This is a genomic window from Bacillus sp. RO2 (assembly GCF_012911845.1).
GTDB lineage: Bacteria > Bacillota > Bacilli > Bacillales > Bacillaceae_I > Sutcliffiella_A.
In genome coordinates this window covers 26,211-50,095 of the sequence record NZ_JAAXCU010000018.1, presented here as the reverse complement: position 1 = coordinate 50,095, position 23,885 = coordinate 26,211, and the positions used below count along the sequence as shown (strand labels likewise).

The 23,885-nt window shown below is 41.8% G+C and carries 36 protein-coding genes; all 36 read right to left on the bottom strand.

The features are described 5' to 3' along the window. Positions 1-7 precede the first annotated feature (7 nt). On the bottom strand, positions 8-952 hold the full coding sequence (locus HF078_RS02700; RefSeq protein WP_148990109.1) for a DNA-directed RNA polymerase subunit alpha: 945 nt from the start codon (positions 950-952) through the stop codon (positions 8-10). Between the two features lie 172 nt (positions 953-1,124). Next, positions 1,125-1,514 carry a 30S ribosomal protein S11 gene (rpsK, locus tag HF078_RS02695; protein ID WP_060666589.1) on the bottom strand — a complete coding sequence of 130 codons (390 nt, stop codon included), beginning with the start codon at positions 1,512-1,514 and terminating at the stop codon, positions 1,125-1,127. A gap of 29 nt (positions 1,515-1,543) precedes the next feature. Next, complete coding sequence (rpsM, locus tag HF078_RS02690; RefSeq protein WP_060666590.1) at positions 1,544-1,909, bottom strand: 30S ribosomal protein S13; 366 nt, start codon at positions 1,907-1,909, stop codon at positions 1,544-1,546. 20 nt (positions 1,910-1,929) lie between these two features. Then, positions 1,930-2,043 carry a 50S ribosomal protein L36 gene (rpmJ, locus tag HF078_RS02685; protein ID WP_003156543.1) on the bottom strand — a complete coding sequence of 38 codons (114 nt, stop codon included), beginning with the start codon at positions 2,041-2,043 and terminating at the stop codon, positions 1,930-1,932. Between the two features lie 41 nt (positions 2,044-2,084). Beyond that, positions 2,085-2,303, bottom strand: coding sequence for a translation initiation factor IF-1 (gene infA / locus HF078_RS02680; protein ID WP_010191517.1), 219 nt, complete (start codon positions 2,301-2,303; stop codon positions 2,085-2,087). Further along, positions 2,303-2,617 carry a KOW domain-containing RNA-binding protein gene (locus HF078_RS02675; protein WP_060666591.1) on the bottom strand — a complete coding sequence of 105 codons (315 nt, stop codon included), beginning with the start codon at positions 2,615-2,617 and terminating at the stop codon, positions 2,303-2,305. Before HF078_RS02675 ends, infA begins: the two co-directional genes overlap by 1 nt. 13 nt (positions 2,618-2,630) lie before the next feature. Further along, entirely contained in the window at positions 2,631-3,377 is a 747-nt protein-coding gene (gene map, locus HF078_RS02670) for a type I methionyl aminopeptidase (protein ID WP_010191515.1), read from the bottom strand. Then, entirely contained in the window at positions 3,377-4,027 is a 651-nt protein-coding gene (locus HF078_RS02665; RefSeq protein WP_060666593.1) for an adenylate kinase, read from the bottom strand. The genes map and HF078_RS02665 overlap by 1 nt, the downstream gene beginning before the upstream one ends. Before the next feature lie 60 nt (positions 4,028-4,087). Next, entirely contained in the window at positions 4,088-5,383 is a 1,296-nt protein-coding gene (gene secY, locus HF078_RS02660) for a preprotein translocase subunit SecY (RefSeq protein WP_060666594.1), read from the bottom strand. Beyond that, a complete protein-coding gene (rplO, locus tag HF078_RS02655) occupies positions 5,383-5,823 on the bottom strand; it encodes a 50S ribosomal protein L15 (protein ID WP_169289720.1) in 441 nt (146 codons plus the stop codon). The genes secY and rplO overlap by 1 nt, the downstream gene beginning before the upstream one ends. A 34-nt stretch (positions 5,824-5,857) precedes the next feature. Continuing rightward, the gene (gene rpmD, locus HF078_RS02650) at positions 5,858-6,040 is read right to left on the bottom strand and encodes a 50S ribosomal protein L30 (RefSeq protein WP_060666596.1); all 183 of its coding nucleotides are present in this window, start codon (positions 6,038-6,040) and stop codon (positions 5,858-5,860) included. Positions 6,041-6,053: 13 nt separating this feature from the next. Further along, positions 6,054-6,554, bottom strand: coding sequence for a 30S ribosomal protein S5 (gene rpsE / locus HF078_RS02645; protein ID WP_060666597.1), 501 nt, complete (start codon positions 6,552-6,554; stop codon positions 6,054-6,056). 20 nt (positions 6,555-6,574) lie between these two features. Continuing rightward, complete coding sequence (gene rplR, locus HF078_RS02640) at positions 6,575-6,934, bottom strand: 50S ribosomal protein L18 (protein WP_060666598.1); 360 nt, start codon at positions 6,932-6,934, stop codon at positions 6,575-6,577. A gap of 35 nt (positions 6,935-6,969) precedes the next feature. After that, entirely contained in the window at positions 6,970-7,506 is a 537-nt protein-coding gene (gene rplF, locus HF078_RS02635) for a 50S ribosomal protein L6 (RefSeq protein ID WP_060666599.1), read from the bottom strand. A 31-nt stretch (positions 7,507-7,537) separates the two neighbouring features. Then, on the bottom strand, positions 7,538-7,936 hold the full coding sequence (gene rpsH / locus HF078_RS02630; protein ID WP_010191507.1) for a 30S ribosomal protein S8: 399 nt from the start codon (positions 7,934-7,936) through the stop codon (positions 7,538-7,540). Between the two features lie 30 nt (positions 7,937-7,966). Beyond that, a complete protein-coding gene (locus HF078_RS02625; RefSeq protein ID WP_060666600.1) occupies positions 7,967-8,152 on the bottom strand; it encodes a type Z 30S ribosomal protein S14 in 186 nt (61 codons plus the stop codon). Positions 8,153-8,182: 30 nt separating this feature from the next. Continuing rightward, positions 8,183-8,722 (bottom strand): 50S ribosomal protein L5, encoded by a 540-nt coding sequence (gene rplE / locus HF078_RS02620; RefSeq protein ID WP_168864267.1) that lies wholly within the window; start codon positions 8,720-8,722, stop codon positions 8,183-8,185. 26 nt (positions 8,723-8,748) lie between these two features. Beyond that, the gene (rplX, locus tag HF078_RS02615; protein ID WP_010191502.1) at positions 8,749-9,060 is read right to left on the bottom strand and encodes a 50S ribosomal protein L24; all 312 of its coding nucleotides are present in this window, start codon (positions 9,058-9,060) and stop codon (positions 8,749-8,751) included. 37 nt (positions 9,061-9,097) lie between these two features. Then, positions 9,098-9,466, bottom strand: coding sequence for a 50S ribosomal protein L14 (gene rplN, locus HF078_RS02610; protein ID WP_010191501.1), 369 nt, complete (start codon positions 9,464-9,466; stop codon positions 9,098-9,100). A 42-nt stretch (positions 9,467-9,508) separates the two neighbouring features. After that, entirely contained in the window at positions 9,509-9,772 is a 264-nt protein-coding gene (gene rpsQ, locus HF078_RS02605; protein ID WP_060666602.1) for a 30S ribosomal protein S17, read from the bottom strand. A gap of 20 nt (positions 9,773-9,792) precedes the next feature. Then, complete coding sequence (gene rpmC, locus HF078_RS02600; protein ID WP_010191499.1) at positions 9,793-9,993, bottom strand: 50S ribosomal protein L29; 201 nt, start codon at positions 9,991-9,993, stop codon at positions 9,793-9,795. Beyond that, positions 9,983-10,417, bottom strand: a complete 435-nt coding sequence (gene rplP, locus HF078_RS02595; protein WP_010191498.1) for a 50S ribosomal protein L16 — start codon at positions 10,415-10,417, stop codon at positions 9,983-9,985. The genes rpmC and rplP overlap by 11 nt, the downstream gene beginning before the upstream one ends. A gap of 2 nt (positions 10,418-10,419) precedes the next feature. Beyond that, positions 10,420-11,076, bottom strand: coding sequence for a 30S ribosomal protein S3 (rpsC, locus tag HF078_RS02590; protein WP_060666603.1), 657 nt, complete (start codon positions 11,074-11,076; stop codon positions 10,420-10,422). 3 nt (positions 11,077-11,079) lie between these two features. Beyond that, the gene (gene rplV / locus HF078_RS02585) at positions 11,080-11,421 is read right to left on the bottom strand and encodes a 50S ribosomal protein L22 (RefSeq protein WP_010191496.1); all 342 of its coding nucleotides are present in this window, start codon (positions 11,419-11,421) and stop codon (positions 11,080-11,082) included. Positions 11,422-11,440: 19 nt separating this feature from the next. After that, the gene (gene rpsS, locus HF078_RS02580; RefSeq protein ID WP_060666604.1) at positions 11,441-11,719 is read right to left on the bottom strand and encodes a 30S ribosomal protein S19; all 279 of its coding nucleotides are present in this window, start codon (positions 11,717-11,719) and stop codon (positions 11,441-11,443) included. Between the two features lie 57 nt (positions 11,720-11,776). Then, positions 11,777-12,607: a 50S ribosomal protein L2 gene (gene rplB / locus HF078_RS02575; protein WP_148990122.1), complete on the bottom strand. Its 831-nt coding sequence runs from the start codon at positions 12,605-12,607 to the stop codon at positions 11,777-11,779. A gap of 38 nt (positions 12,608-12,645) precedes the next feature. Then, positions 12,646-12,933 carry a 50S ribosomal protein L23 gene (rplW, locus tag HF078_RS02570; RefSeq protein WP_010191491.1) on the bottom strand — a complete coding sequence of 96 codons (288 nt, stop codon included), beginning with the start codon at positions 12,931-12,933 and terminating at the stop codon, positions 12,646-12,648. Further along, positions 12,933-13,556 (bottom strand): 50S ribosomal protein L4, encoded by a 624-nt coding sequence (gene rplD / locus HF078_RS02565; protein ID WP_088016681.1) that lies wholly within the window; start codon positions 13,554-13,556, stop codon positions 12,933-12,935. The genes rplW and rplD overlap by 1 nt, the downstream gene beginning before the upstream one ends. A 25-nt stretch (positions 13,557-13,581) precedes the next feature. Continuing rightward, positions 13,582-14,202 carry a 50S ribosomal protein L3 gene (gene rplC / locus HF078_RS02560; protein WP_168864269.1) on the bottom strand — a complete coding sequence of 207 codons (621 nt, stop codon included), beginning with the start codon at positions 14,200-14,202 and terminating at the stop codon, positions 13,582-13,584. Between the two features lie 37 nt (positions 14,203-14,239). Further along, positions 14,240-14,548 carry a 30S ribosomal protein S10 gene (gene rpsJ, locus HF078_RS02555; RefSeq protein ID WP_010191483.1) on the bottom strand — a complete coding sequence of 103 codons (309 nt, stop codon included), beginning with the start codon at positions 14,546-14,548 and terminating at the stop codon, positions 14,240-14,242. An 808-nt stretch (positions 14,549-15,356) separates the two neighbouring features. Then, entirely contained in the window at positions 15,357-16,547 is a 1,191-nt protein-coding gene (gene tuf / locus HF078_RS02550) for an elongation factor Tu (protein ID WP_168864270.1), read from the bottom strand. A 111-nt stretch (positions 16,548-16,658) separates the two neighbouring features. Next, positions 16,659-18,737 (bottom strand): elongation factor G, encoded by a 2,079-nt coding sequence (gene fusA, locus HF078_RS02545; protein WP_168864271.1) that lies wholly within the window; start codon positions 18,735-18,737, stop codon positions 16,659-16,661. Positions 18,738-18,826: 89 nt separating this feature from the next. Then, a complete protein-coding gene (rpsG, locus tag HF078_RS02540; RefSeq protein ID WP_010191480.1) occupies positions 18,827-19,297 on the bottom strand; it encodes a 30S ribosomal protein S7 in 471 nt (156 codons plus the stop codon). A 49-nt stretch (positions 19,298-19,346) separates the two neighbouring features. Beyond that, positions 19,347-19,769 (bottom strand): 30S ribosomal protein S12, encoded by a 423-nt coding sequence (rpsL, locus tag HF078_RS02535; RefSeq protein ID WP_010191479.1) that lies wholly within the window; start codon positions 19,767-19,769, stop codon positions 19,347-19,349. 102 nt (positions 19,770-19,871) lie between these two features. Continuing rightward, entirely contained in the window at positions 19,872-20,120 is a 249-nt protein-coding gene (locus HF078_RS02530; RefSeq protein ID WP_010191478.1) for a 50S ribosomal protein L7ae-like protein, read from the bottom strand. Positions 20,121-20,247: 127 nt separating this feature from the next. Further along, a complete protein-coding gene (gene rpoC, locus HF078_RS02525; RefSeq protein WP_169289719.1) occupies positions 20,248-23,844 on the bottom strand; it encodes a DNA-directed RNA polymerase subunit beta' in 3,597 nt (1,198 codons plus the stop codon). Between the last annotated feature and the right edge of the window lie 41 nt (positions 23,845-23,885).

Below are 23,885 nucleotides of genomic sequence, written 5' to 3'. Positions count from 1 at the left end.
GTAAAAACTAGTCATCTTTACGCAGGCCAAGACCAAGCTCTTCTAATTTGTGCTTGACTTCTTCTAAAGATTTACGGCCTAAGTTACGAACTTTCATCATATCTTCTTCTGTCTTATTTGCAAGTTCCTGAACAGTGTTGATGCCAGCACGCTTCAGGCAGTTGTAAGAACGAACAGATAGATCTAATTCTTCGATAGTCATCTCTAGAACTTTTTCTTTCTGATCTTCTTCTTTTTCTACCATGATTTCAGCGTTTTGCGCTTCATCTGTTAGACCTACAAATATATTTAAGTGTTCAGTTAAAATCTTTGCCCCAAGTGCTACTGCTTCTTGTGGACCGTTACTACCATCTGTCCATACATCTAATGTAAGCTTGTCATAGTTAGAGACTTGGCCTACACGTGTATTTTCAACATAATAAGAAACACGAGAAACTGGAGTGAAAATGGAATCAATCGGAATAACACCGATCGGTTGGTCTTCACGTTTGTTTCCGTCCGCTGGTACATATCCACGACCGCGTTTTGCAGTGAAACGGATACGCAGGTGAGCGTCCTTCGCTAACGTCGCGATATGAAGGTCAGGGTTAAGGATTTCAACATCGCTGTCATGTGTAATGTCAGCAGCTGTTACAGCACCTTCACCTTGCACATCAATCTCTAACGTCTTCTCATCATCTGAATAGATTTTTAATGCTAGCTTCTTAACGTTCAAAATAACTGTTGTAACATCTTCAACGACGCCTTCAATTGTTGAGAACTCATGCAGTACACCATCTATTTGGATAGATGTTACAGCGGCACCAGGAAGTGAGGATAAAAGAATACGACGTAAGGAGTTACCCAAAGTTGTTCCATATCCACGCTCAAGTGGCTCGACGACGAATTTACCATAGTTGGCGTCATCGCTGATTTCAACCGTTTCGATTTTTGGTTTTTCGATTTCTAACATTCATAACCCTCCTTCAAAACGTCGAAACCCCGGAAAGACATATAATGTCTTACCGAAATTCCCCATAGGTATGTCCCGATTGTGCACAACAACAACATTTAATTATCTCTGTATATTTTTAAACTGTATCATCAGCCATTATTGACATGTATACAAAATCTATACAGACAAATTAAACACGGCGACGTTTTGGTGGACGGCAACCGTTATGAGGTACTGGGGTTACGTCTCTGATCGCAGTTACTTCAAGACCAGCTGCTTGTAAAGCACGAATTGCTGCTTCACGGCCAGCTCCAGGGCCTTTAACTGTAACTTCAAGAGTTTTTAAACCGTGCTCCATGCAAGCTTTAGCTGCTGTTTCAGCTGCCATTTGTGCTGCGAATGGAGTAGATTTACGAGAACCTCTGAAGCCAAGAGCACCTGCACTAGACCACCCAATTGCATTTCCGTGAGAGTCAGTAATCGTTACGATTGTGTTATTGAATGTAGAACGGATATGCGCGATACCAGTTTCAATATTCTTTTTCACACGGCGTTTACGTGTATTAGTTTTGCGTGCCATATTTAACTTACCTCCTTACTTACTTAAAATTATTTCTTTTTGTTTGCTACAGTACGACGAGGTCCTTTACGTGTACGAGCGTTGTTTTTAGTGTTTTGACCGCGAACCGGTAAACCACGACGGTGACGAAGACCACGGTAGCAACCGATCTCGATAAGACGTTTAATGTTTAGAGATACTTCACGACGAAGGTCTCCCTCAACTTTAATTTTGTCTACGATGTCACGAATCTTTCCTAATTCTTCTTCCGTTAAGTCGCGAACGCGAGTTTCTTCAGAAACACCAGCTTCAGCCAATACTTTCTCAGCTGTAGAACGACCAATACCGAAAATGTATGTTAATGAAATTACAACGCGCTTGTCGCGAGGAACATCAACACCAGCAATACGTGCCATATATGCGCACCTCCCTCAAGTTATCCTTGTTTTTGTTTGTGTTTCGGGTTTTCACAAATAACCATGACTTTGCCTTTTCTACGAATAACTTTACATTTTTCGCAGATCGGCTTAACAGATGGTCTCACTTTCATCTTATATTACCTCCCTGATAGTACGGAGTGCTAAAATAGGTTTATTTAAAACGATACGTAATTCTACCGCGTGTTAAATCGTATGGAGAAAGCTCCACCGTTACTTTATCTCCTGGTAGGATTCGAATAAAGTGCATACGTATTTTCCCAGATACATGAGCCAACACAGTATGACCATTTTCCAATTCTACTTTAAACATAGCATTTGGTAAAGTCTCAATGACCGTACCTTCTACTTCAATTACATCGTCTTTCGCCATTAATTAAGTTCTCCCTTCTTCAAATCAGTAACAAGCTCATTGACATACTTGGTTAGTGCAAAACGCAGCTTCCCATTTGTCACACGGCCTGTTTCCTTCATACTGTTCTGAACTTCTGGAGACACGTAATCAAAAAATTCAAGATGATGAATGTTCTTTTTCTTTGGGCGGTCAAACTTCCGCTTGTCTCCATCCGCTAGGACGACAAAACGCTCATCAAGAATTTTAATAATTACGGCATACTGTCCGGCATCTCTGCCTTGAGTAATCGAAACAATTTGGCCTACTTGCAAAGTCGAATCAGATTCGATCAAGCAATATCACCTCTTAGGCTTTTGTTAAGATCTCGTAGCCTGTTTCTGTAATAGCGACCGTATGTTCAAAATGAGCACACATTTTACCGTCAACAGTAACAACAGTCCAGTCATCTGCTAGCGTTTTTACGTAGCGGGTGCCTGCATTGACCATTGGTTCAATTGCAAGAACCATACCAGGTTTTAACCGTGGACCTTTATTAGGAGGTCCATAATGAGGAATTTGTGGGTCTTCATGTAAGTCTTGACCAATTCCATGCCCTACATACTCTCTCACAATTGAAAAATCGTGTGCTTCCGCATACGTTTGAATCGCATGGGATACATCAGAGAGACGAGCGCCCGGTTTTACTTCCTTGATGCCTTCATACAATGATTGTTCCGTGACTTCAAGTAATCGCTTTGTTTCATCGGATATGTTACCTACAGCATACGTCCAAGCGGAGTCACCGTGGTAACCATTATACTTAGCACCAATATCTATGCTAATGATATCTCCGTCTTTCAGAACACGATCGCCGGGAATACCATGAACAAGTTCTTCATTAACAGAAGCGCAGATGCTTCCGCGAAAACCATTATACCCCTTAAACGAAGGAATTGCATCATGTTTGCGGATGAATTTCTCAGCAATATCATCCAATTGCTTCGTTGTTACACCAGGTACAATGTGCTTTTTTAATTCTTGGTGTGTCAGAGCGACAATTCTACCTGCTTCTCTCATGATCTCAAGTTCACGAGGAGTTTTACAGATAATCATTACGCACGACCTCCAAGAAGTTCTTCTATATCAGCGAATACTTTATCGATCGCTTGTTGGCCATTAATGTTGCGAAGATAGCCTTTGGACTCATAAAAGTCTAACAATGGCTTAGATTGTTTCACGTTAACTTCAAGACGGTTACCCACTGTCTCTTCGTTGTCATCAGCACGTTGGTAAAGCTCTCCTCCACATTTGTCACAAACGCCATCCTTTGCAGGCGGGTTGAATACCAAATGATAAGTAGCTCCGCAATCTTTACAGATACGACGCCCTGTTAAACGTTCCATAAGAATGCTTTGGTCCACATTGACGTTGATGACAAAGTCAATTTTACGACCTAGTTCTTCTAGCATTTGCTCAAGTGCATCTGCTTGGGGAACCGTTCTTGGGAAACCGTCTAATAGAAAGCCGTCTTTGCAATCTTCTTTTTCTAATCTTTCACGAACGATACCGATCGTCACTTCATCCGGAACAAGCTGACCTTGATCCATGAAAGACTTGGCTTTCATGCCTAGTTCAGTTTCTTCCTTCATAGCAGCACGAAACATATCTCCAGTAGAGATATGAGGGATATTGTACTTTTCGACAATTCGTTCTGCTTGAGTACCTTTACCGGCACCCGGAAGTCCCATTAGAACTAAATTCATCTTTTTGCCCCCTCAGTATCTTGTGAAGTATATTGGGATAAATTTATCCCAATTACTTCATTACTTGATGAACCCTTTATAATGACGCTTCACTAACTGGCTTTCTAGTTGTTTCATCGTCTCAAGTGCTACACCTACGACGATTAATAGACTAGTACCGCCAATCTGCACTGCTGCAGGAAGACCTGCAAAGCTCATAAAGATAATAGGTAGGATAGAAATAGCTGCTAAGAATAATGCCCCAACAAATGTTAGTCGGTAAATAATCTTTGTCAAATATTCCTGTGTATTTAAACCAGGACGAATTCCTGGAATATATCCGCCTTGTTTCTTTAAGTTTTCTGCCATCTGTTCAGGATTAGACTGAACAAATGTGTAGAAGTAAGTGAAGGCAATTATAAGAGCTACATATACAACCATACCGATTGGATTCGTATAGTCAAACGTACTAATGATCCATCTAGTCACAGCATTCTCGTTAAAGAATGAAGCGATTGTCGGTGGTGTAATGATAAAGGATACTGCAAAGATAACCGGAATTACCCCTGCTGCATTAACCTTTAAAGGTAAGTGTGTAGTGTGTCCTCCACCAGTAGGAGCGCGACCTGCCGTCTTCTTCGCATACTGAATCGGAATTTTACGTAACGCTTGTTGAATGAAGATTACACCTACGATTACAGCCAAGATTGCAAGGATGATGAGTGCAACAATAACAAGATTTAAGAACAACTGATCACCAGCATCCTGGATTAAAGATGCGTAAATCTGATTTGCGCCGGTTGGGATTGCAGATACGATACCAGCGAAGATTAGAATGGAGATTCCGTTTCCTACGCCATGTGCCGTGATTTGCTCACCAAGCCACATCAAGAATGCAGTTCCTGCTGTTAACACTAATGCTATAAGCAGATAAGTAGTGAAAGTCGGATTCATAATCAATTGACCATTGGCCATTGTATTGAAACCGATCGACATACCAATTGCCTGGATGAAACCAAGTACAATGGTGAAATACCTAGTGAATTGAGCTAATTTGCGACGTCCAGCTTCTCCTTGTTTTGACCACTCCGTAAATTTCGGAACAACATCCATTTGCAATAACTGCACAATGATGGACGCTGTGATGTATGGCATTACACCCATGGCAAGAATAGAGAAGTTCTGAAGAGCTCCACCACCAAAAGTATTCAGGATACCAAAAACACTAAGTTCATCCTGGAATTTCAAAATGTCAGAGTTCACCCCTGGTACTGGGATAAACGTACCGATACGGAATATTACTAACATTAATAGGGTGAAGACAATTTTCTTTCTTATATCACCCACGCGCATAAAATTGGAGAATGTCTGGAACATTAAATCACCTCAACTGAACCGCCAGCTGCTTCGATAGCTTCCTTAGCTGCTGAGGAGAATTTATGAGCACGAACTGTAAGCTTTTTCTCGATAGAACCATTACCCAATACTTTAAGACCAGCGTTTAATTTGCTAACTAAACCTGTTTCAACAAGTAATTCAGGAGTAACTTCAGTTCCTTCGTCAAAGCGGTTTAAAGTATCAAGGTTGATAATTGCGTACTCTTTGCGATTGATGTTCGTGAATCCGCGCTTAGGTAAGCGTTGGAATAGAGGTGTTTGACCACCTTCGAATCCAGGACGAACGCCACCGCCAGAGCGTGCATTTTGACCTTTATGACCTTTACCAGAAGTTTTTCCGTTACCAGAACCAGTTCCGCGACCTACACGGTTGCGCTCTTTACGAGATCCTTCGTTAGGTTTTAACTCATGAAGTTTCATTGTGGCACCTCCTTATTTAAAAAACCGTTTCTATTTATTGCTCTTTCACAGTAACAAGGTGAGATACCTTGTTAATCATTCCACGGATAGCTGCGTTATCCTCATGGACAACTGTTTGGTGCATCTTTTTCAAACCAAGAGTTTGAACAGTCGCACGTTGATCTTGTGGACGACCGATTACACTGCGAGTGAGGGTGATTGCTAATTTGTTCGCCATTTTGTTTCCCTCCTTATCCTAACAGTTCTTCTACCGTTTTACCACGCAATTTAGCAACGTCCTCTGCACGTTTCAATTGCTTTAATCCGTTAAGTGTTGCACGGATCATGTTGATTGGTGTGTTAGATCCTAAAGATTTAGAAAGGATGTCTTGAACACCCGCTAACTCAAGTACCGCACGAACTGGTCCTCCAGCGATAACCCCTGTACCTTCAGAAGCAGGTTTCAATAGGATTTCACCAGAACCGAACTCACCAAGTACTTGGTGAGGAATTGTTGTACCAACGATAGGTACAGCAACCAAGTTCTTTTTCGCATCTTCAATTGCTTTACGGATTGCTTCAGGTACCTCTTGAGCTTTACCAGTACCAAAACCAACATTACCGTTTTTATCTCCTACTACTACAAGAGCAGCAAAGCGGAAACGACGTCCACCTTTTACTACTTTCGCAACGCGGTTAACCGTAACAACGCGTTCTTCAAGTTCTAATTTGTTTGGATCAATACGACGCATCAGTGTCCCTCCTTTGTCGATTAAAATTCTAGACCAGCCTCACGTGCAGCATCTGCTAATGCTTTCACACGGCCGTGATATAAGTATCCACCGCGGTCGAATACTACTGATTTGATTCCTTTTTCAATTGCGCGCTTTGCAACAAGTTCTCCAACTGCTTTAGCGGACTCAACGTTGCTACCGTTTGCTGTTACATCTTTGTCAAGTGTAGAAGCACTTGCGATTGTTACAGCGTTAGTATCGTCGATCACTTGAGCGTAAATGTGTTGGTTGGAACGGAACACATTTAAACGTGGACGAGTTGCAGTTCCTGATAACTTAGCACGAACACGAGTGTGTCTTTTCTTACGAGTAGAATTCTTATCAGGTTTTGTAATCATCGTGCAGTCACTCCTTTCTATCTGCTTATGCCGTATTACTTAGCAGTTTTACCTTCTTTACGACGTACTTGTTCACCTTCATAACGAATACCTTTACCTTTGTAAGGCTCTGGTGGGCGAACGTCACGAATGTTAGCTGCTAAAGCACCTACGCGCTCTTTATCAATACCTTTAATAACGATCTTTGTGTTTGCCGGTACTTCCACTTCGATCCCCTGTTCAGGAGTGATCTCAACTGGATGAGAGTAACCAACGTTAAGAACTAGTTTGTTACCTTGCTTAGATGCACGGTAACCTACCCCGATAAGTTCCAATCCTCTTTCGAAACCAGTTGTAACACCTTGAACCATGTTGTTTAAAAGTGCACGAGTTGTTCCGTGGATTGTACGGTGTTCTTTGCTTTCAGAAGGACGTACTACTGTTAATACGTTCTCTTCAACTGTAATAGCCATATCTTGGCTGAATGTACGAGTTAATTCACCTTTAGGACCTTTTACGGTAACTGTGTTGTTGTCGTTTGTAATTGTAACCCCAGTTGGGATTTCAATAGGTTTTTTACCTACACGTGACATAGTTACACCTCCGTTCATTTAAAGAAATTTATTACCAAACGTATGCTAATACTTCTCCACCAGCTTGTTTTTGACGAGCTTCTTTATCAGTGATAACACCTTGAGAAGTAGAGATGATCGCAATACCTAAACCGTTTAATACACGAGGTACTTCATTTGCTTTTGCATAAACACGAAGACCAGGCTTACTGATACGCTTAAGACCAGTAATAACACGCTCGTTGTTTGCACCGTATTTCAAGAAAATACGAATGATACCTTGTTTGTTGTCTTCGATAAATTCTACGTCACGTACGAAACCTTCACGCTTTAAGATTTCAGCAACTTCTTTTTTGATTTTAGAAGCAGGAAGTTCAAGCTTCTCGTGACGTACCATGTTCGCATTGCGGATGCGAGTAAGCATATCTGCAATAGGATCTGTCATAACCATTTAATTTACCTCCTTCCCAATTATCGGGTTTTACCAACTTGCTTTTTTAACGCCAGGAATTTGGCCTTTATAAGCTAATTCACGGAAACAAATACGGCAAAGCTTAAACTTACGGATTACAGAGTGGGGACGTCCACAACGTTCGCAACGAGTGTAAGCCTGCACGTTATATTTTGGTGTGCGCTTTTGTTTCGCAATCATTGATTTTTTAGCCACATTTTCGCCTCCCTCTACCACACGCTGGTATTATTTTTGGAATGGCATTCCGAATGATGTTAAAAGCTCACGAGCTTCTTCATCAGTGTTAGCAGTAGTAACGATAACGATATCCATACCACGAACTTTGCTAACTTTATCGTAATCAATTTCAGGGAAGATAAGTTGCTCTTTCACTCCAAGAGTGTAGTTTCCACGACCGTCGAAAGACTTTTTAGAGATTCCACGGAAGTCACGAACACGTGGTAGAGAAACAGATACTAACTTATCTAGGAATTCGTACATACGCTCACCGCGTAATGTAACTTTCGCACCGATAGGCATTCCTTCACGAAGACGGAAACCAGCGATAGATTTTTTCGCTCTTGTTACAACAGGTTTTTGACCAGTGATTGAAGTTAACTCTTCAACAGCTGCGTCTAAAGCCTTAGAGTTTGCTACTGCATCACCAACACCCATGTTGATAACGATTTTCTCAAGCTTTGGAGCTTGCATCACAGATTTATAGTTAAACTTGCCCATTAGAGCAGGAATAATTTCGCTTTGATACTTTTCTTTTAGGCGGTTCATCAAAAGTACCTCCTTTCTTAAACGTTCTATTTATCTAATTGTTCACCTGATTTTGTTGCAACACGTACTTTTTTACCGTCAACTACCTTGTATCCTACACGAGTCGGTTCACCGGACTTAGGATCTAAAGGCATAACGTTTGATACATGAATAGGTGCCTCACGGTTGATGATTCCACCTTGAGGATTTTCTTGAGATGGTTTAGCGTGCTTTTTGATCACGTTGATACCTTCTACAAGAACACGGTCTTTCTTAGGATAAGATTCAAGAATAACTCCTTGTTTCCCTTTATCCTTACCAGAGATAACTACAACTTTATCACCTTTTTTGACATGCATCCTTTCGCACCTCCTTGACAAACATCTTTTCGATTTATTACAGAACTTCTGGAGCTAAAGATACAATCTTCATGTAGTTGTTATCACGTAGTTCACGTGCAACTGGTCCGAAGATACGAGTTCCACGAGGGCTCTTATCATCCTTGATGATTACGCATGCGTTCTCATCGAAACGGATGTATGAACCGTCATTACGACGAACTCCGCGCTTTGTACGTACTACAACAGCTTTCACTACGTCACCTTTTTTAACAACGCCTCCTGGTGTTGCTTGTTTCACTGTACAAACAATTACATCACCAATGTTAGCGTAACGACGACCAGATCCACCTAGTACTTTAATAGCAAGCACTTCACGAGCACCTGAGTTATCAGCAACTTTCAAACGAGATTCTTGTTGAATCATGCATGGTACCTCCCTTCGGAATTAAATATCCGAACTTATATATTAGATAATTACAGCTTTCTCTACAACCTCTAGCAAACGGAAACGCTTCGTAGAAGATAATGGACGAGTCTCCATGATTTTTACGATGTCGCCAGTTTTAGCCGTGCTATTCTCATCATGCGCTTTGTACTTTTTAGAGTACTTAACACGTTTGCCGTAGAGTGGGTGAGTTTTGTAAGTTTCAACTAGTACTGTGATTGTTTTATCCATTTTATCGGAAACAACACGACCAGTGTAAACTTTACGTTGGTTACGTTCACTCATTTTCGCGAACCTCCTCTTGATTATTTGTTAGAAGCGATCTCTCTCTCGCGAACTACTGTTTTCATACGAGCGATTGACTTACGTACTTCGCGAATACGAGCAGTGTTTTCTAATTGACCAGTCGCTAATTGAAAGCGTAGGTTAAATAACTCTTCTTTTAAAGATTTCACTTTTTGTTCAATCTCGGCAGTGGTTAAGTCGCGTAGTTCATTAGCTTTCATTAGATTCACCACCAATTTCTTCACGTTTTACGAACTTACATTTAACTGGCAACTTGTGCATAGCTAAACGTAATGCTTCACGAGCTACTTCTTCAGATACACCTGAAATTTCAAACATAACCTTTCCAGGTTTAACAACTGCTACCCATCCTTCTGGAGCACCTTTACCGGAACCCATTCGGACCTCTAGAGGTTTTGCAGTGTATGGTTTTGAAGGGAAAATTTTAATCCAAACTTTACCGCCACGTTTCATGTAACGAGTCATCGCACGACGCGCAGCTTCGATTTGACGGTTAGTGATCCAAGAAGCTTCAAGAGATTGTAATCCGAACTCTCCGAAATGTACTTCTGTACCGCCTTTCGCTTTACCACGCATTTTTCCACGATGTTCGCGGCGATATTTTACGCGTTTTGGTAATAACATAATTATTTTCCTCCTTCCTCAGTTTTCTTCTTCGTAGGAAGGACCTCTCCACGGTAGATCCATACTTTCACACCTAATTTACCGTAAGTTGTATCAGCTTCTGCTGTACCATAGTCAATATCAGCGCGAAGAGTATGAAGTGGAACTGTACCCTCACTATAATGTTCAGAACGAGCGATATCTGCTCCGCCTAAGCGACCAGAAACCATCGTTTTAATACCTTTCGCACCAGCGCGCATTGCACGTTGAAGTGATTGCTTTTGAGCACGACGGAAAGATACGCGGTTTTCTAATTGACGAGCGATGTTTTCAGCTACTAATTTAGCATCAAGATCTGCTCTCTTAACCTCTAAAATGTTGATGTGTACACGTTTACCAGTTAATTGGTTAAGTGCTTTACGTAATGCTTCAACTTCCGTACCACCTTTACCAATAACCATACCTGGCTTAGCAGTGTGAACAGTAACGTTCAGACGGTTTGCAGCACGTTCGATTTCTACTTTAGAAACAGATGCGTCATTTAGACGTTTTGCGATGTATTCGCGAACTTTGATGTCTTCATGTAGCAGGTTAGCATAATCTTTGCCTGCGTACCATTTGGACTCCCAGTCACGAATGACTCCTACACGAAGACCGATCGGATTTACCTTTTGACCCACTGGTTATCCCTCCTTCTTTTCTGATACCACGATTGTAATGTGGCTAGTACGTTTGTTAATTTGGCTCGCACGACCCATTGCACGAGGGCGGAAACGTTTCAAAGTTGGACCTTCGTTAACGTATGCCTCTGTTACAACTAGTGAGTTTGCGTCCATTTCAAAATTGTGCTCTGCATTTGCAATAGCGGACTTTAGAACCTTTTCGATTACTGGTGAAGCAGCTTTTGGAGTTAATGCCAAAATAGCTACCGCTTCGCCTACTTGCTTGCCTCGAATTAAATCCATAACTAGACGAGCTTTACGAGGAGCAATACGAACTGTTCTTGCAACAGCTTTAGCTTGCATGTAAAAGCCTCCTCTCTAATTAGCGTTTTGTTTTCTTATCATCATTTCCGTGACCTTTGTAAGCACGAGATGGAGCGAATTCTCCAAGCTTGTGACCTACCATGTCTTCTGTCACATATACTGGTACGTGTTTACGGCCATCATATACAGCGATTGTATGTCCGATAAATTGTGGGAAAATAGTAGAACGACGAGACCAAGTTTTAACAACTTGTTTACCCTCAGTTTCATTTAACTTTTCAATCTTGTTCATTAAATGATCATCTACAAAAGGCCCTTTTTTCAAGCTGCGACCCATGTGGAAACCTCCCTTCGTGATTGCTCTACGGCTCCGTTGAACCGTAGTACAACCCCGTTATTTTTTACGACGACGAACGATAAATTTGTCAGACTTGTTCTTTTTCTTACGAGTTTTGAATCCAAGAGTCGGTTTGCCCCAAGGAGTCATAGGTGACTTACGTCCGATTGGAGAACGTCCTTCACCACCACCGTGTGGGTGATCGTTAGGGTTCATTACAGAACCACGTACAGTTGGGCGAATACCCATCCAACGAGAACGTCCTGCTTTACCAATGTTGATAAGTTCGTGTTGTTCGTTACCAACTTGACCTACAGTAGCGCGGCAAGTGGATAGAATCATACGAGTTTCACCAGAAGTTAAACGTACAAGTACGTATTTACCTTCTTTACCAAGTACTTGAGCAGAAGTTCCTGCAGAGCGAACTAATTGTCCACCTTTACCTGGTTTTAACTCGATGTTGTGGATTACAGTACCAACTGGGATGTTGATTAGTGGTAATGCATTTCCTACTTTGATGTCTGCTTCAGGACCAGCCATTACAGTCATTCCCACTTCTAAGTTCTTAGGAGCTAGGATGTAACGCTTTTCCCCATCTGCATAATTGATTAACGCGATATTAGCGGAACGGTTAGGATCGTACTCGATTGTAGCAACGCGTCCTGGTATACCATCTTTATCACGTTTAAAGTCGATGACGCGGTATTGACGTTTGTGTCCACCACCTTGGTGACGTACAGTCAATTTACCTTGGTTATTACGACCACCTTTTCTGTGTAACGGTTGAAGCAAGCTTTTTTCTGGTTTGTCTGTAGTGATCTCAGCAAAATCAGAAACTGTCATGCCACGACGTCCATTAGAGGTTGGTTTGTATTTTTTAATCGCCATCATGTTCCCTCCTTTTCGATGATGTTATTATTTTTGTATTAAACCTCGAAGAATTCGATTTCTTTGCTATCAGCTTTTAAAGTTACGATAGCTTTTCTACGACGGTTAGTTAATCCGCTATGACGACCTACACGACGGAATTTACCTTTGTAGTTCATGATGTTTACTTTTTCAACATCTACGCCAAAGATCGCTTCAACAGCGTCTTTAACTTCAGTTTTATTAGCTCTAACATCTACTTCAAAAGTATATTTCTTTTCAGTCATTAAATCTGTAGAACGCTCAGTAATCACGGGGCGCTTAAGAACATCACGATGATCTCTCATTATGCAAGCACCTCCTCTAATTTTTGAACAGCGTCTTTCGTAAAGATTACTTTATCGTGGTTAACAACGTCTAATACGTTCACACCAGTTACTGTAACAACTGTTACTCCAGGAATGTTACGAGCAGATAAAGCAACGTTTTCGTCAGCGTCAGCTGTTACGATCAACGCTTTACGATTGATTTCTAAACCTTTTAATACAGAAGTCATTTCTTTTGTTTTTGGTGCATCAAAAGCTAATCCTTCTAATACTAATAGTTCGTTTTCTAATACCTTAGATGATAATGCAGATTTGATAGCTAAGCGACGAACTTTTTTAGGAAGTTTGTAGCTGTAGCTTCTTGGTGTAGGACCGAATACGATACCACCACCACGCCATTGTGGAGAGCGGATAGATCCTTGACGAGCACGACCAGTACCCTTTTGACGCCATGGTTTGCGTCCACCACCTGCTACTTCAGAACGTCCTTTTACTTTTGCAGTACCTTGACGTTGAGATGCTCTTTGCATAACGATCGCATCGAACAATACGCTGTTATTTGGCTCAATACCGAATACAGCATCTGCTAATTCAACTTCACCAACGTTTGCGCCAGCTTGGTTGTATAATGCTACTTTAGGCATTTGTAGTTCCTCCTTTCCTAAACAATTAGTTTGCTTTTATAGCACTTTTAATTGTGATTAAAGATTTTTTTGGACCAGGTACGTTACCTTTAACAAGTAATAGGTTACGTTCTACGTCTACTTTCACGATCTCAAGGTTCTGGATAGTAATGCGCTCTCCACCCATGCGTCCAGGTAATAGTTTACCTTTGAAAACACGGTTTGGAGCAACAGGTCCCATAGAACCAGGACGACGGTGATAACGGGAACCGTGACTCATTGGGCCACGAGATTGGTTATGGCGCTTAATTGAGCCTTGGAAACCTTTACCCTTTGAGATTCCTGTTACATCTACTACATCGCCTTCTGCGAAAATATCAACTTTGACTTCTTGACCAACTTCTAAGTTAGCTCCACTGATTTCACGAATGAAGCGCTTAGGTGCTGTGTTCGCTTTAGCAACGTGTCCTTTTAAAGGCTTGTTCGCTAATTTATCGCGTTTGTCAGCAAAACCAATCTGAACCGCTTCGTATCCGTCTGTTTCAACAGTTTTAACTTGAAGTACAACGTTTGGTGTAGCTTCAATTACTGTTACAGGGATAAGATCGCCGTTTTCAGCAAAAACTTGAGTCATACCAACTTTTCTTCCTAAGATTCCTTTGGTCATCAGTCACACCTCCTAGATTAATTAAGTAATTTATTGATTAAAGCTTGATTTCGATATCTACACCAGATGGTAGGTCTAAACGCATTAAGCTGTCAACCGTTTGTGGTGTTGGATTAATGATGTCGATTAAGCGCTTATGAGTGCGCATTTCGAATTGCTCACGAGAATCTTTATATTTGTGTACCGCACGTAAGATTGTGTATACAGATCTTTCCGTTGGCAACGGAATAGGACCAGAAACAGTTGCACCTGAACGTTTTGCAGTTTCAACGATCTTCTCAGAAGATTGATCTAGAATTCTGTGATCATAAGCTTTTAAACGAATGCGAATCTTTTCTTTTGCCATTATTTTTCCCTCCTTTTTTCGCCTATATTATTGATAGACATTCTCCGTGAAAATTAACCTGTCACACTCGCCATGGCAAAGCGGCCGGGTGTGCCAGCAACCTTTCACATCATCGCAGTCAAAGACCAACATTACCTATTATACATGGTGTTAATAGACAATGCAACTATATTTCAAATAAATCTCTGAGCACTTTTCATATTATAACGAGAAGTGAGGTTTATTGCAACAAGTGGGCAAGAGATTTATTCGTTTCAGTTTTTTCCAGTGGAAGATGGTTGTTATTTATATAGAAGAAAGAGGTTATTTTGAGTATTATCAAAGATGTTGTATGGGGGTGTGATCGACGATTGGACCGGAGGGTACTGGTGGATGTGGTTGCATAATCATTATTAGTGGCCGATGAGGGCTGCTAATGTCAATTGTCCGAAGTTTTCGTAAAGTTAGCCGAAGTTTCTTTGAAATTGACCGAAGAAATCCGATAGTTGATCAAAGTTTTTCAGAAATTGACCAAAATAAAAATTAAGTTGACCGAACCTCCCCTTTAAGTTAGTAGTTTTTGTCCGAAGGAAAGCGAAAAATGACCGAACGATTTTTGCAGCACTTAAAACGAGGTGTTATTTATAAATATCTAACTATTATTAAACGTTTTTTGTTTTATGACTACTTTTCATTCGGCACATAACATTACCAGTATTCCAAAGCAGCACCTCACCCTCCCACACTCCCTTAAAAAAACAAAATCAAAAAGCCGGCAACCCTCAATCGGGATGCCGGCTTATAAAAAGATCTATGATAGATCCAAAAATTACTCTTGGATAGTCGCTACAACACCAGCGCCTACAGTACGTCCACCTTCACGAATAGAGAACTTAGTTCCTTCTTCGATAGCGATTGGAGAGATAAGCTCAACAGTCATCTCAACGTTGTCGCCAGGCATAACCATTTCGATACCTTCAGGTAGGTTACAAATACCAGTTACGTCAGTTGTACGGAAGTAGAACTGAGGACGGTAGTTTGTGAAGAATGGAGTGTGACGTCCACCCTCTTCTTTAGATAGTACGTAAACTTCAGCTTTGAACTTTGTGTGTGGAGTGATTGTACCAGGCTTAGCTAATACTTGTCCACGTTGGATGTCGTCACGAGCAACCCCACGAAGAAGTGCACCGATGTTGTCTCCAGCTTCAGCATAGTCAAGAAGCTTACGGAACATTTCTACTCCAGTTACAGTAGTAGATTTAGGCTCTTCAGTTAAACCGATGATTTCGATAGTGTCACCAACTTTAACTTGTCCACGCTCAACACGTCCAGTAGCAACTGTTCCACGACCAGTGATAGAGAATACGTCCTCAACTGGCATCATGAATGGCTTTTCAGTGTCACGAGCTGGTGTTGGGATGTAGTCATCAACTGCAGCCATAAGCTCAACGATTCTTTCTTCCCACTCAGCGTCTCCTTCAAGAGCTTTAAGAGCAGAACCTTTGATTACAGGAACATCGTCTCCAGGGAAATCGTACTCAGAAAGAAGGTCACGAACTTCCATTTCAACTAGTTCTAATAATTCTTCATCGTCTACCATGTCGCATTTGTTTAAGAATACTACTAGGTAAGGTACACCTACTTGACGAGAAAGAAGGATGTGCTCACGAGTTTGTGGCATTGGGCCGTCAGCAGCAGATACTACTAGGATTCCGCCGTCCATTTGAGCAGCACCAGTGATCATGTTTTTAACATAGTCAGCATGTCCTGGGCAGTCAACGTGCGCATAGTGACGAGTATCAGTTTCGTACTCAACGTGAGCTGTAGAAATTGTGATTCCACGCTCTCTTTCTTCTGGAGCAGCATCGATCATGTCGTATGCCATTGCAGCACCTTTACCGCTCTTCTTAGCAAGAACAGTAGTGATTGCAGCTGTTAAAGTTGTTTTACCGTGGTCAACGTGACCGATTGTACCGATATTAGCATGAGTCTTGGATCTATCGAATTTCTCTTTACCCATTGTTATATCCTCCTTAGAATTTCATTAATTTTTATTTTATATGTTATTAACAAGTGATTTCCACTTATTAACCTACATACTATTTATAAAACAAGATTAGGTGAAAATCAATTATTCACCTTTATTTTTTTTGATGATTTCTTCAGAAATCGATTTTGGTACTTCTTCATAGTGATCGAAATGCATTGTGAACACTCCACGTCCTTGTGTGTTAGAACGTAGGGATGTTGCATAACCAAACATTTCAGATAGTGGAACCATAGCGCGAACAACTTGAGCGTTACCGCGAGCTTCCATACCTTCTACACGACCACGACGGGAAGTGATACCACCCATGATGTCTCCCATGTACTCTTCAGGTGTCACTACTTCAACTTTCATGACAGGCTCAAGGATTACAGGGTTACATTTGGATACTGCATTTTTAAGAGCTAAAGATGCAGCTACTTTAAACGCCATCTCAGAGGAGTCAACGTCATGGTAAGAACCATCAACCAATGCTGCTTTAACATCGATTAGAGGGTAACCAGCTAGTACACCGTTCGCCATTGCATCTTCAAGACCAGCTTGAACTGCAGGTACGTATTCACGAGGTACAACCCCACCTACGATTTTGTTTTCAAATTCGAAGCCTTTTCCTTCTTCGTTTGGTTCAAATTCGATCCAAACGTGTCCGAATTGACCACGTCCACCAGATTGACGAGCAAATTTACCTTCAACCTTAGCAGATCCACGGAACGTTTCACGGTAAGCAACCTGAGGTGCACCAACGTTTGCTTCTACTTTGAATTCACGCTTCATACGATCAACTAGGATATCAAGGTGAAGCTCACCCATACCTGCGATGATTGTTTGACCAGTTTCCTGATCTGTATGTGCACGGAAAGTAGGATCTTCTTCTTGTAGCTTTTGAAGAGCAGTTGTCATTTTGTCTTGGTCAGCCTTGGATTTAGGCTCAACAGACAATTGGATAACCGGCTCTGGGAACTCCATGGACTCCAAGATAACTTGGTTTTTATCGTCACATAGCGTGTCACCAGTAGTTGTGTCTTTAAGACCAACTGCAGCAGCGATATCTCCAGAATATACAACAGGAATCTCTTCACGGCTGTTTGCGTGCATTTGTAGGATACGTCCTACACGCTCACGCTTACCTTTTGTAGAGTTGATTACGTAAGATCCGGAGTTTAATGTACCAGAGTACACACGGAAGAACGTTAATTTACCTACATAAGGGTCAGTCATAACTTTGAATGCAAGAGCAGCAAACGGGTTGTCGTCTCCAGATTCACGAGTTACTTCTTCTTCAGTGTCAGGAACGATACCTTTGATTGCAGGTACGTCTGTTGGCGCTGGAAGGTAATCAATAACAGCGTCAAGCATTAATTGAACACCTTTGTTTTTGAATGCAGAACCACAGATTACTGGGTAGAAGTTAACGTCACAAGTACCTTTACGGATAGTCGCTTTCAACTCTTCAGTAGTAAGCTCTTCTCCTTCAAGGTATTTCATCATTAATTCTTCATCCAATTCTGCTACTGCTTCCACTAAGCGTTGACGATATTCGTCTGCTTTGTCTTTGTACTCAGCTGGAATATCTTTCGCTTCAGAACGAGTACCTAAGTCATCTTCGTAGTAGAATGCTTTCATCTCTACTAAGTCGATGATACCTTCAAACTCATCTTCAGCTCCGATAGGAAGTTGAATTGGATGAGCATTAGCTTGAAGGCGATCATGGATAGTTCCTACAGAATATAAGAAGTCTGCACCGATCTTGTCCATCTTGTTAACGAACACGATACGTGGAACACCATAAGTTGTAGCTTGGCGCCAAACTGTTTCAGTTTGAGGCTCAACTCCTGATTGGGCATCAAGAACTGCTACCGCACCATCAAGTACACGTAGGGAACGTTCTACTTCAACAGTGAAGTCTACGTGACCAGGTGTATCGATAATGTTTACGCGGTGACCTTTCCATTGAGCTGTTGTCGCAGCAGATGTGATCGTGATTCCACGCTCTTGCTCCTGCTCCATCCAGTCCATTTGAGAAGCACCTTCGTGAGTTTCACCAATTTTGTGAATACGTCCTGTGTAGAACAAAACACGCTCAGTTGTTGTTGTTTTACCAGCATCGATGTGAGCCATGATACCGATATTACGTGTTTTATCTAAGGAGAACTCTCTTGCCATAGTGTATTTCTCCTTCCTAAGTAACTAGATTTAATTTATACCGAAAGCTGTTAAGTACTTGTCTTAACAGCTCCAGATAATATGTGATCTTACCAGCGGTAGTGAGCAAACGCTTTGTTTGCTTCTGCCATTTTGTGCATATCTTCACGCTTCTTAACGGAAGCACCAGTGTTGTTAGCAGCATCAAGGATTTCATTAGCTAAACGCTCTTCCATCGTTTTCTCTCCACGAAGACGAGAGTAGTTAACTAAATAACGAAGTCCAAGAGTTGTACGACGATCTGGGCGCACCTCTACAGGTACTTGGTAGTTTGCTCCACCTACACGACGTGCTCTAACTTCAAGAACAGGCATGATGTTTTTCATAGCTTGTTCGAACACTTCCATAGGTTCTTGTCCGGAACGCTCACCAACTAGTTTGAATGCGTTATAGATGATAGCTTGAGATTTTCCTCTCTTACCATCGATCATTAATTTATTTACAAGACGAGTTACTAATTTAGAGTTGTATAACGGATCTGGTAATACGTCTCTTTTTGCAACAGGGCCTTTACGTGGCATATTATTTTCCTCCTTTCGGGTAACTTAATGTTAAGCAGTTTGAAGTTTATTACTTCTTAGGTGCTTTTGGTCTCTTAGTACCATATTTAGAACGACCTTGCATACGGTTGTTAACTCCCGCAGTATCAAGTGCTCCACGAACGATGTGGTAACGTACCCCTGGTAAGTCTTTTACACGACCGCCGCGAATTAATACTACGCTGTGCTCTTGTAGGTTGTGACCGATACCTGGGATATAAGCAGTTACCTCAATTTGGTTAGTTAAACGAACACGAGCATATTTACGTAATGCGGAGTTCGGTTTCTTTGGAGTCATTGTACCAACACGAGTACATACACCACGTTTTTGAGGTGAAGACACATCAGTTTGAGCCTTCTTGAAACTGTTATAACCTTTGTTCAAAGCTGGAGATTTTGACTTTACAACTTTACTTGTACGTCCTTTGCGGACTAACTGGTTAATAGTAGGCATTAATATTTCCTCCTTCCTAGTGTTTTAAGACCACATATCCAGGTGGTTCATTTTTAGGTAAAAAACAAAGTCTTTGCGAATCTGCACTCACAAAAACAGTTTTTAATGAATGATCGCAACAGCGGAGGCACCCACTTCAATCCCGCAAGCTTTTCCGAGTTTTTTCATCGAATCTACTTTTAAGACTGGTATGTTGTGCTCATTGGCAGTTTGGACAACTTTCTGTGTGACAATCACATCAGCATCCTCTGCAATGACAACCTCTTTTACTGTTCCGGATTTCAGCGCCTTCACTGTTTGTTTGGTACCAACAATGAAGGTGTTTGCCTGCATCACTTTTTCATAAGACATTAACATATCCTCCAAAGCAACAGGTTATATAAGCACCTTTGCTATATTACCATCTCTATTTTTGAATGTCAACACTTTATCGAATAACATTGAAAAGATTGTCGGGGGCTGCCCGACAATCTTCCTTTTATTCTACTGTTACAGGTTCTTCCTGGCCCACTTCTTTCGTTAGATCGAATTTGCGGTAACGGTTCATACCTGTACCAGCTGGAACTAGTTTACCGATGATAACATTCTCTTTAAGACCTAGTAGCTCATCACGTTTTCCTTTAATTGCTGCGTCTGTCAGGACTCTAGTCGTTTCCTGGAAGGATGCTGCTGATAAGAAGGAATCCGTTTCAAGAGAAGCTTTCGTGATACCTAGTAATACTGGGCGTCCAGTTGCAGGTGTTCTACCTTCAAGAAGTACACGTTCGTTTGCATCAGTGAATTGGTGAACATCAAGCAGTGTTCCTGGTAGTACATCTGTATCACCAGCATCAATAACACGTACTTTACGTAGCATCTGGCGAACCATAACTTCTACGTGCTTGTCACCGATTTCTACCCCTTGCATACGGTATACTTTTTGAACTTCAAGCAATAGATACTCCTGTACAGATACCATATCTTTCACTTTCAGTAGTTCTTTCGGATCGATGGAACCTTCTGTTAGTTCCTGACCACGTGATACTTCTGAATTTACGCCGACTTTAAGGCGGCCAGTGTATGGTACTGTGTAGTTTCTCGTTTCCACTTCACCTTGGACAGTGATTTCTTGCTGACGGTCACGACCTTCGTTGATAGATGTAACAACACCATCAATTTCAGAGATGACCGCTTGACCTTTAGGATTACGCGCTTCGAAGATCTCTTGGATACGCGGTAAACCTTGTGTAATATCGTCTCCTGCAACCCCACCTGTATGGAATGTACGCATCGTCAACTGAGTTCCCGGCTCACCAATAGATTGGGCAGCGATAATACCTACTGCTTCTCCCACTTCTACTTCTAAGCCTGTCGCAAGGTTGCGGCCGTAACATTTTTTACATACACCATGACGAGTGTCACATGTGAACACAGAGCGGATCCAAACATCTTCCACGCCTGCTTCTACAATGGTTGTTGCAAGGTCTTCAGTGATTAAATCGTTCGATGCAACAAGAACTTCCCCTGTTTCAGGATGCTTCACAGCTTTTCTTGCATATCGGCCAACTAAACGCTCTTCTAACTTTTCTACTACTTCTGTGCCATCTTTCAGAGAAGAGATGTGTAGACCGCGGTCTGTTCCACAATCCATCTCACGAACGATAACATCCTGCGCCACGTCTACAAGACGACGAGTCAAGTAACCGGAATCGGCAGTTTTCAGTGCTGTATCGGCAAGACCTTTACGCGCACCGTGAGTAGAGATAAAGTATTCCAATACCGTAAGACCTTCACGGAAACTGGATTTGATTGGTAATTCGATGATACGTCCAGACGGGTTGGCCATCAGTCCACGCATACCAGCTAACTGTGTAAAGTTAGATGCGTTACCACGGGCACCGGAATCACTCATCATGAAGATGTGGTTCAGGCGTGGCAAGGACGCCATTAGCAACCCTTGGATCTTATCTTTAGCAGCACTCCAGATGGAAATAACGCGGTCATAACGTTCTTCCTCTGTGATTAAACCACGGCGGAACTGCTTAAGGACTGTATCAACTTTTGTTTGTGCTTCCACCAAGATTTCATCTTTCTCTTTAAGAACTACGATATCTGCTACACCAACGGTGATACCAGCTTTAGTAGAGTAACGGAATCCAAGGTTTTTCATGCGGTCAAGCATTTCGGATGTTTGCGTGATCTTGAAGCGTTTGAACACTTCTGCAATGATGTTACCAAGGATTTTCTTCTTAAATGGATCGATTATTTCTTGTGCTTGTATCGCTTCTTTTACATTCGCACCTTTTTCCACAAAGTATTTATCAGGAGTGTTCACTTCTAAGTTGAACTTTGTAGGTTCGTTAATGTAAGGGAATGACGGCGGCAGGATTTCGTTGAAGATCAACTTTCCTACTGTCGTAATTAGAAGCTTTTGTTTTTGCTCTTCGGTAAATGTTTCGTTATTTAAGGATCCTGCATATACCGCTACACGAGTGTGCAGATGTACATAGCCGTTTGAATAAGCGATAAGCGCTTCATTCGTATCCTTGAATACCATTCCTTCACCTACAGCATTTTCTCGCTCTAGTGTTAAGTAGTAGTTACCAAGCACCATATCCTGGGAAGGTGTTACTACAGGTTTTCCATCCTTAGGGTTAAGGATGTTTTGTGCAGCAAGCATCAAGATGCGTGCTTCAGCCTGTGCTTCAGCAGAAAGAGGTACGTGAACTGCCATTTGGTCACCGTCAAAGTCCGCATTGTATGCAGTACATACAAGAGGATGTAGACGAATAGCACGGCCTTCTACAAGGGTAGGTTCAAATGCTTGAATACCTAGTCTGTGTAGAGTTGGTGCGCGGTTCAGTAATACTGGGTGTTCCTTAATAACGGATTCCAATACGTCCCAAACCTCAGGTTGTACGCGTTCGATCTTACGCTTCGCACTCTTAATGTTATGTGCAAGCCCGCGTTCTACAAGTTCTTTCATTACGAAAGGCTTGAATAGCTCAAGGGCCATTTCTTTCGGTAATCCACATTGGTACATTTTTAAGTTAGGTCCTACTACGATAACGGAACGACCAGAGTAGTCAACACGTTTTCCTAGTAAGTTCTGACGGAAACGACCTTGCTTCCCTTTCAGCATGTGAGAAAGAGATTTCAATGGACGGTTACCAGGTCCTGTTACAGGACGGCCACGGCGACCATTGTCGATAAGTGCGTCAACAGCTTCTTGTAACATACGTTTTTCATTCTGTACGATGATGCTTGGGGCACCAAGGTCAAGAAGACGTTTTAAACGGTTGTTACGGTTGATTACACGGCGATACAAGTCATTCAAGTCAGAAGTCGCAAAACGACCACCATCCAATTGCACCATCGGACGTAATTCAGGAGGAATGACAGGAAGTACATCAAGGATCATCCAAGATGGTTCGTTGCCGGATCCTCTGAAGGATTCCAATACTTCTAGACGCTTAATTGCTCTTGTACGGCGTTGGCCTTGAGCAGTTTTAAGCTCTTCTTTTAGTGTATCTACTTCTTTTTCTAAGTCGATATCAAAAAGAAGTTTCTTGATTGCCTCTGCACCCATGGCAGCTTGGAATGTTTGACCATACTTTTCACGGTATGCACGGAATTCCTTTTCAGAAAGCAGTTGCTTCTTCTCCAAAGGAGTGTCGCCTGTTTCTGTTACCACGTAAGATGCAAAGTAAATTACTTCCTCAAGCGCACGTGGGGACATGTCAAGAACAAGACCCATGCGGCTTGGGATTCCTTTGAAGTACCAGATGTGGGATACAGGAGCAGCAAGTTCGATGTGACCCATGCGTTCACGACGTACTTTCGCTCTTGTCACTTCTACACCACAGCGGTCACAAACGACGCCCTTATAACGGACGCGCTTGTATTTACCACAGTGACATTCCCAGTCTTTTGTAGGACCGAAAATTCTTTCGCAGAATAACCCATCTTTTTCTGGCTTTAATGTACGATAGTTAATTGTCTCAGGCTTCTTGACTTCCCCGAAAGACCAGGATCTGATCTTGTCGGGTGAAGCAAGGCCTATTTTCATATATTCAAAATTATTAACATCTAGCAAGGGGCCTACCTCCCTTATAATCTACAGGTTCTACCCAAATG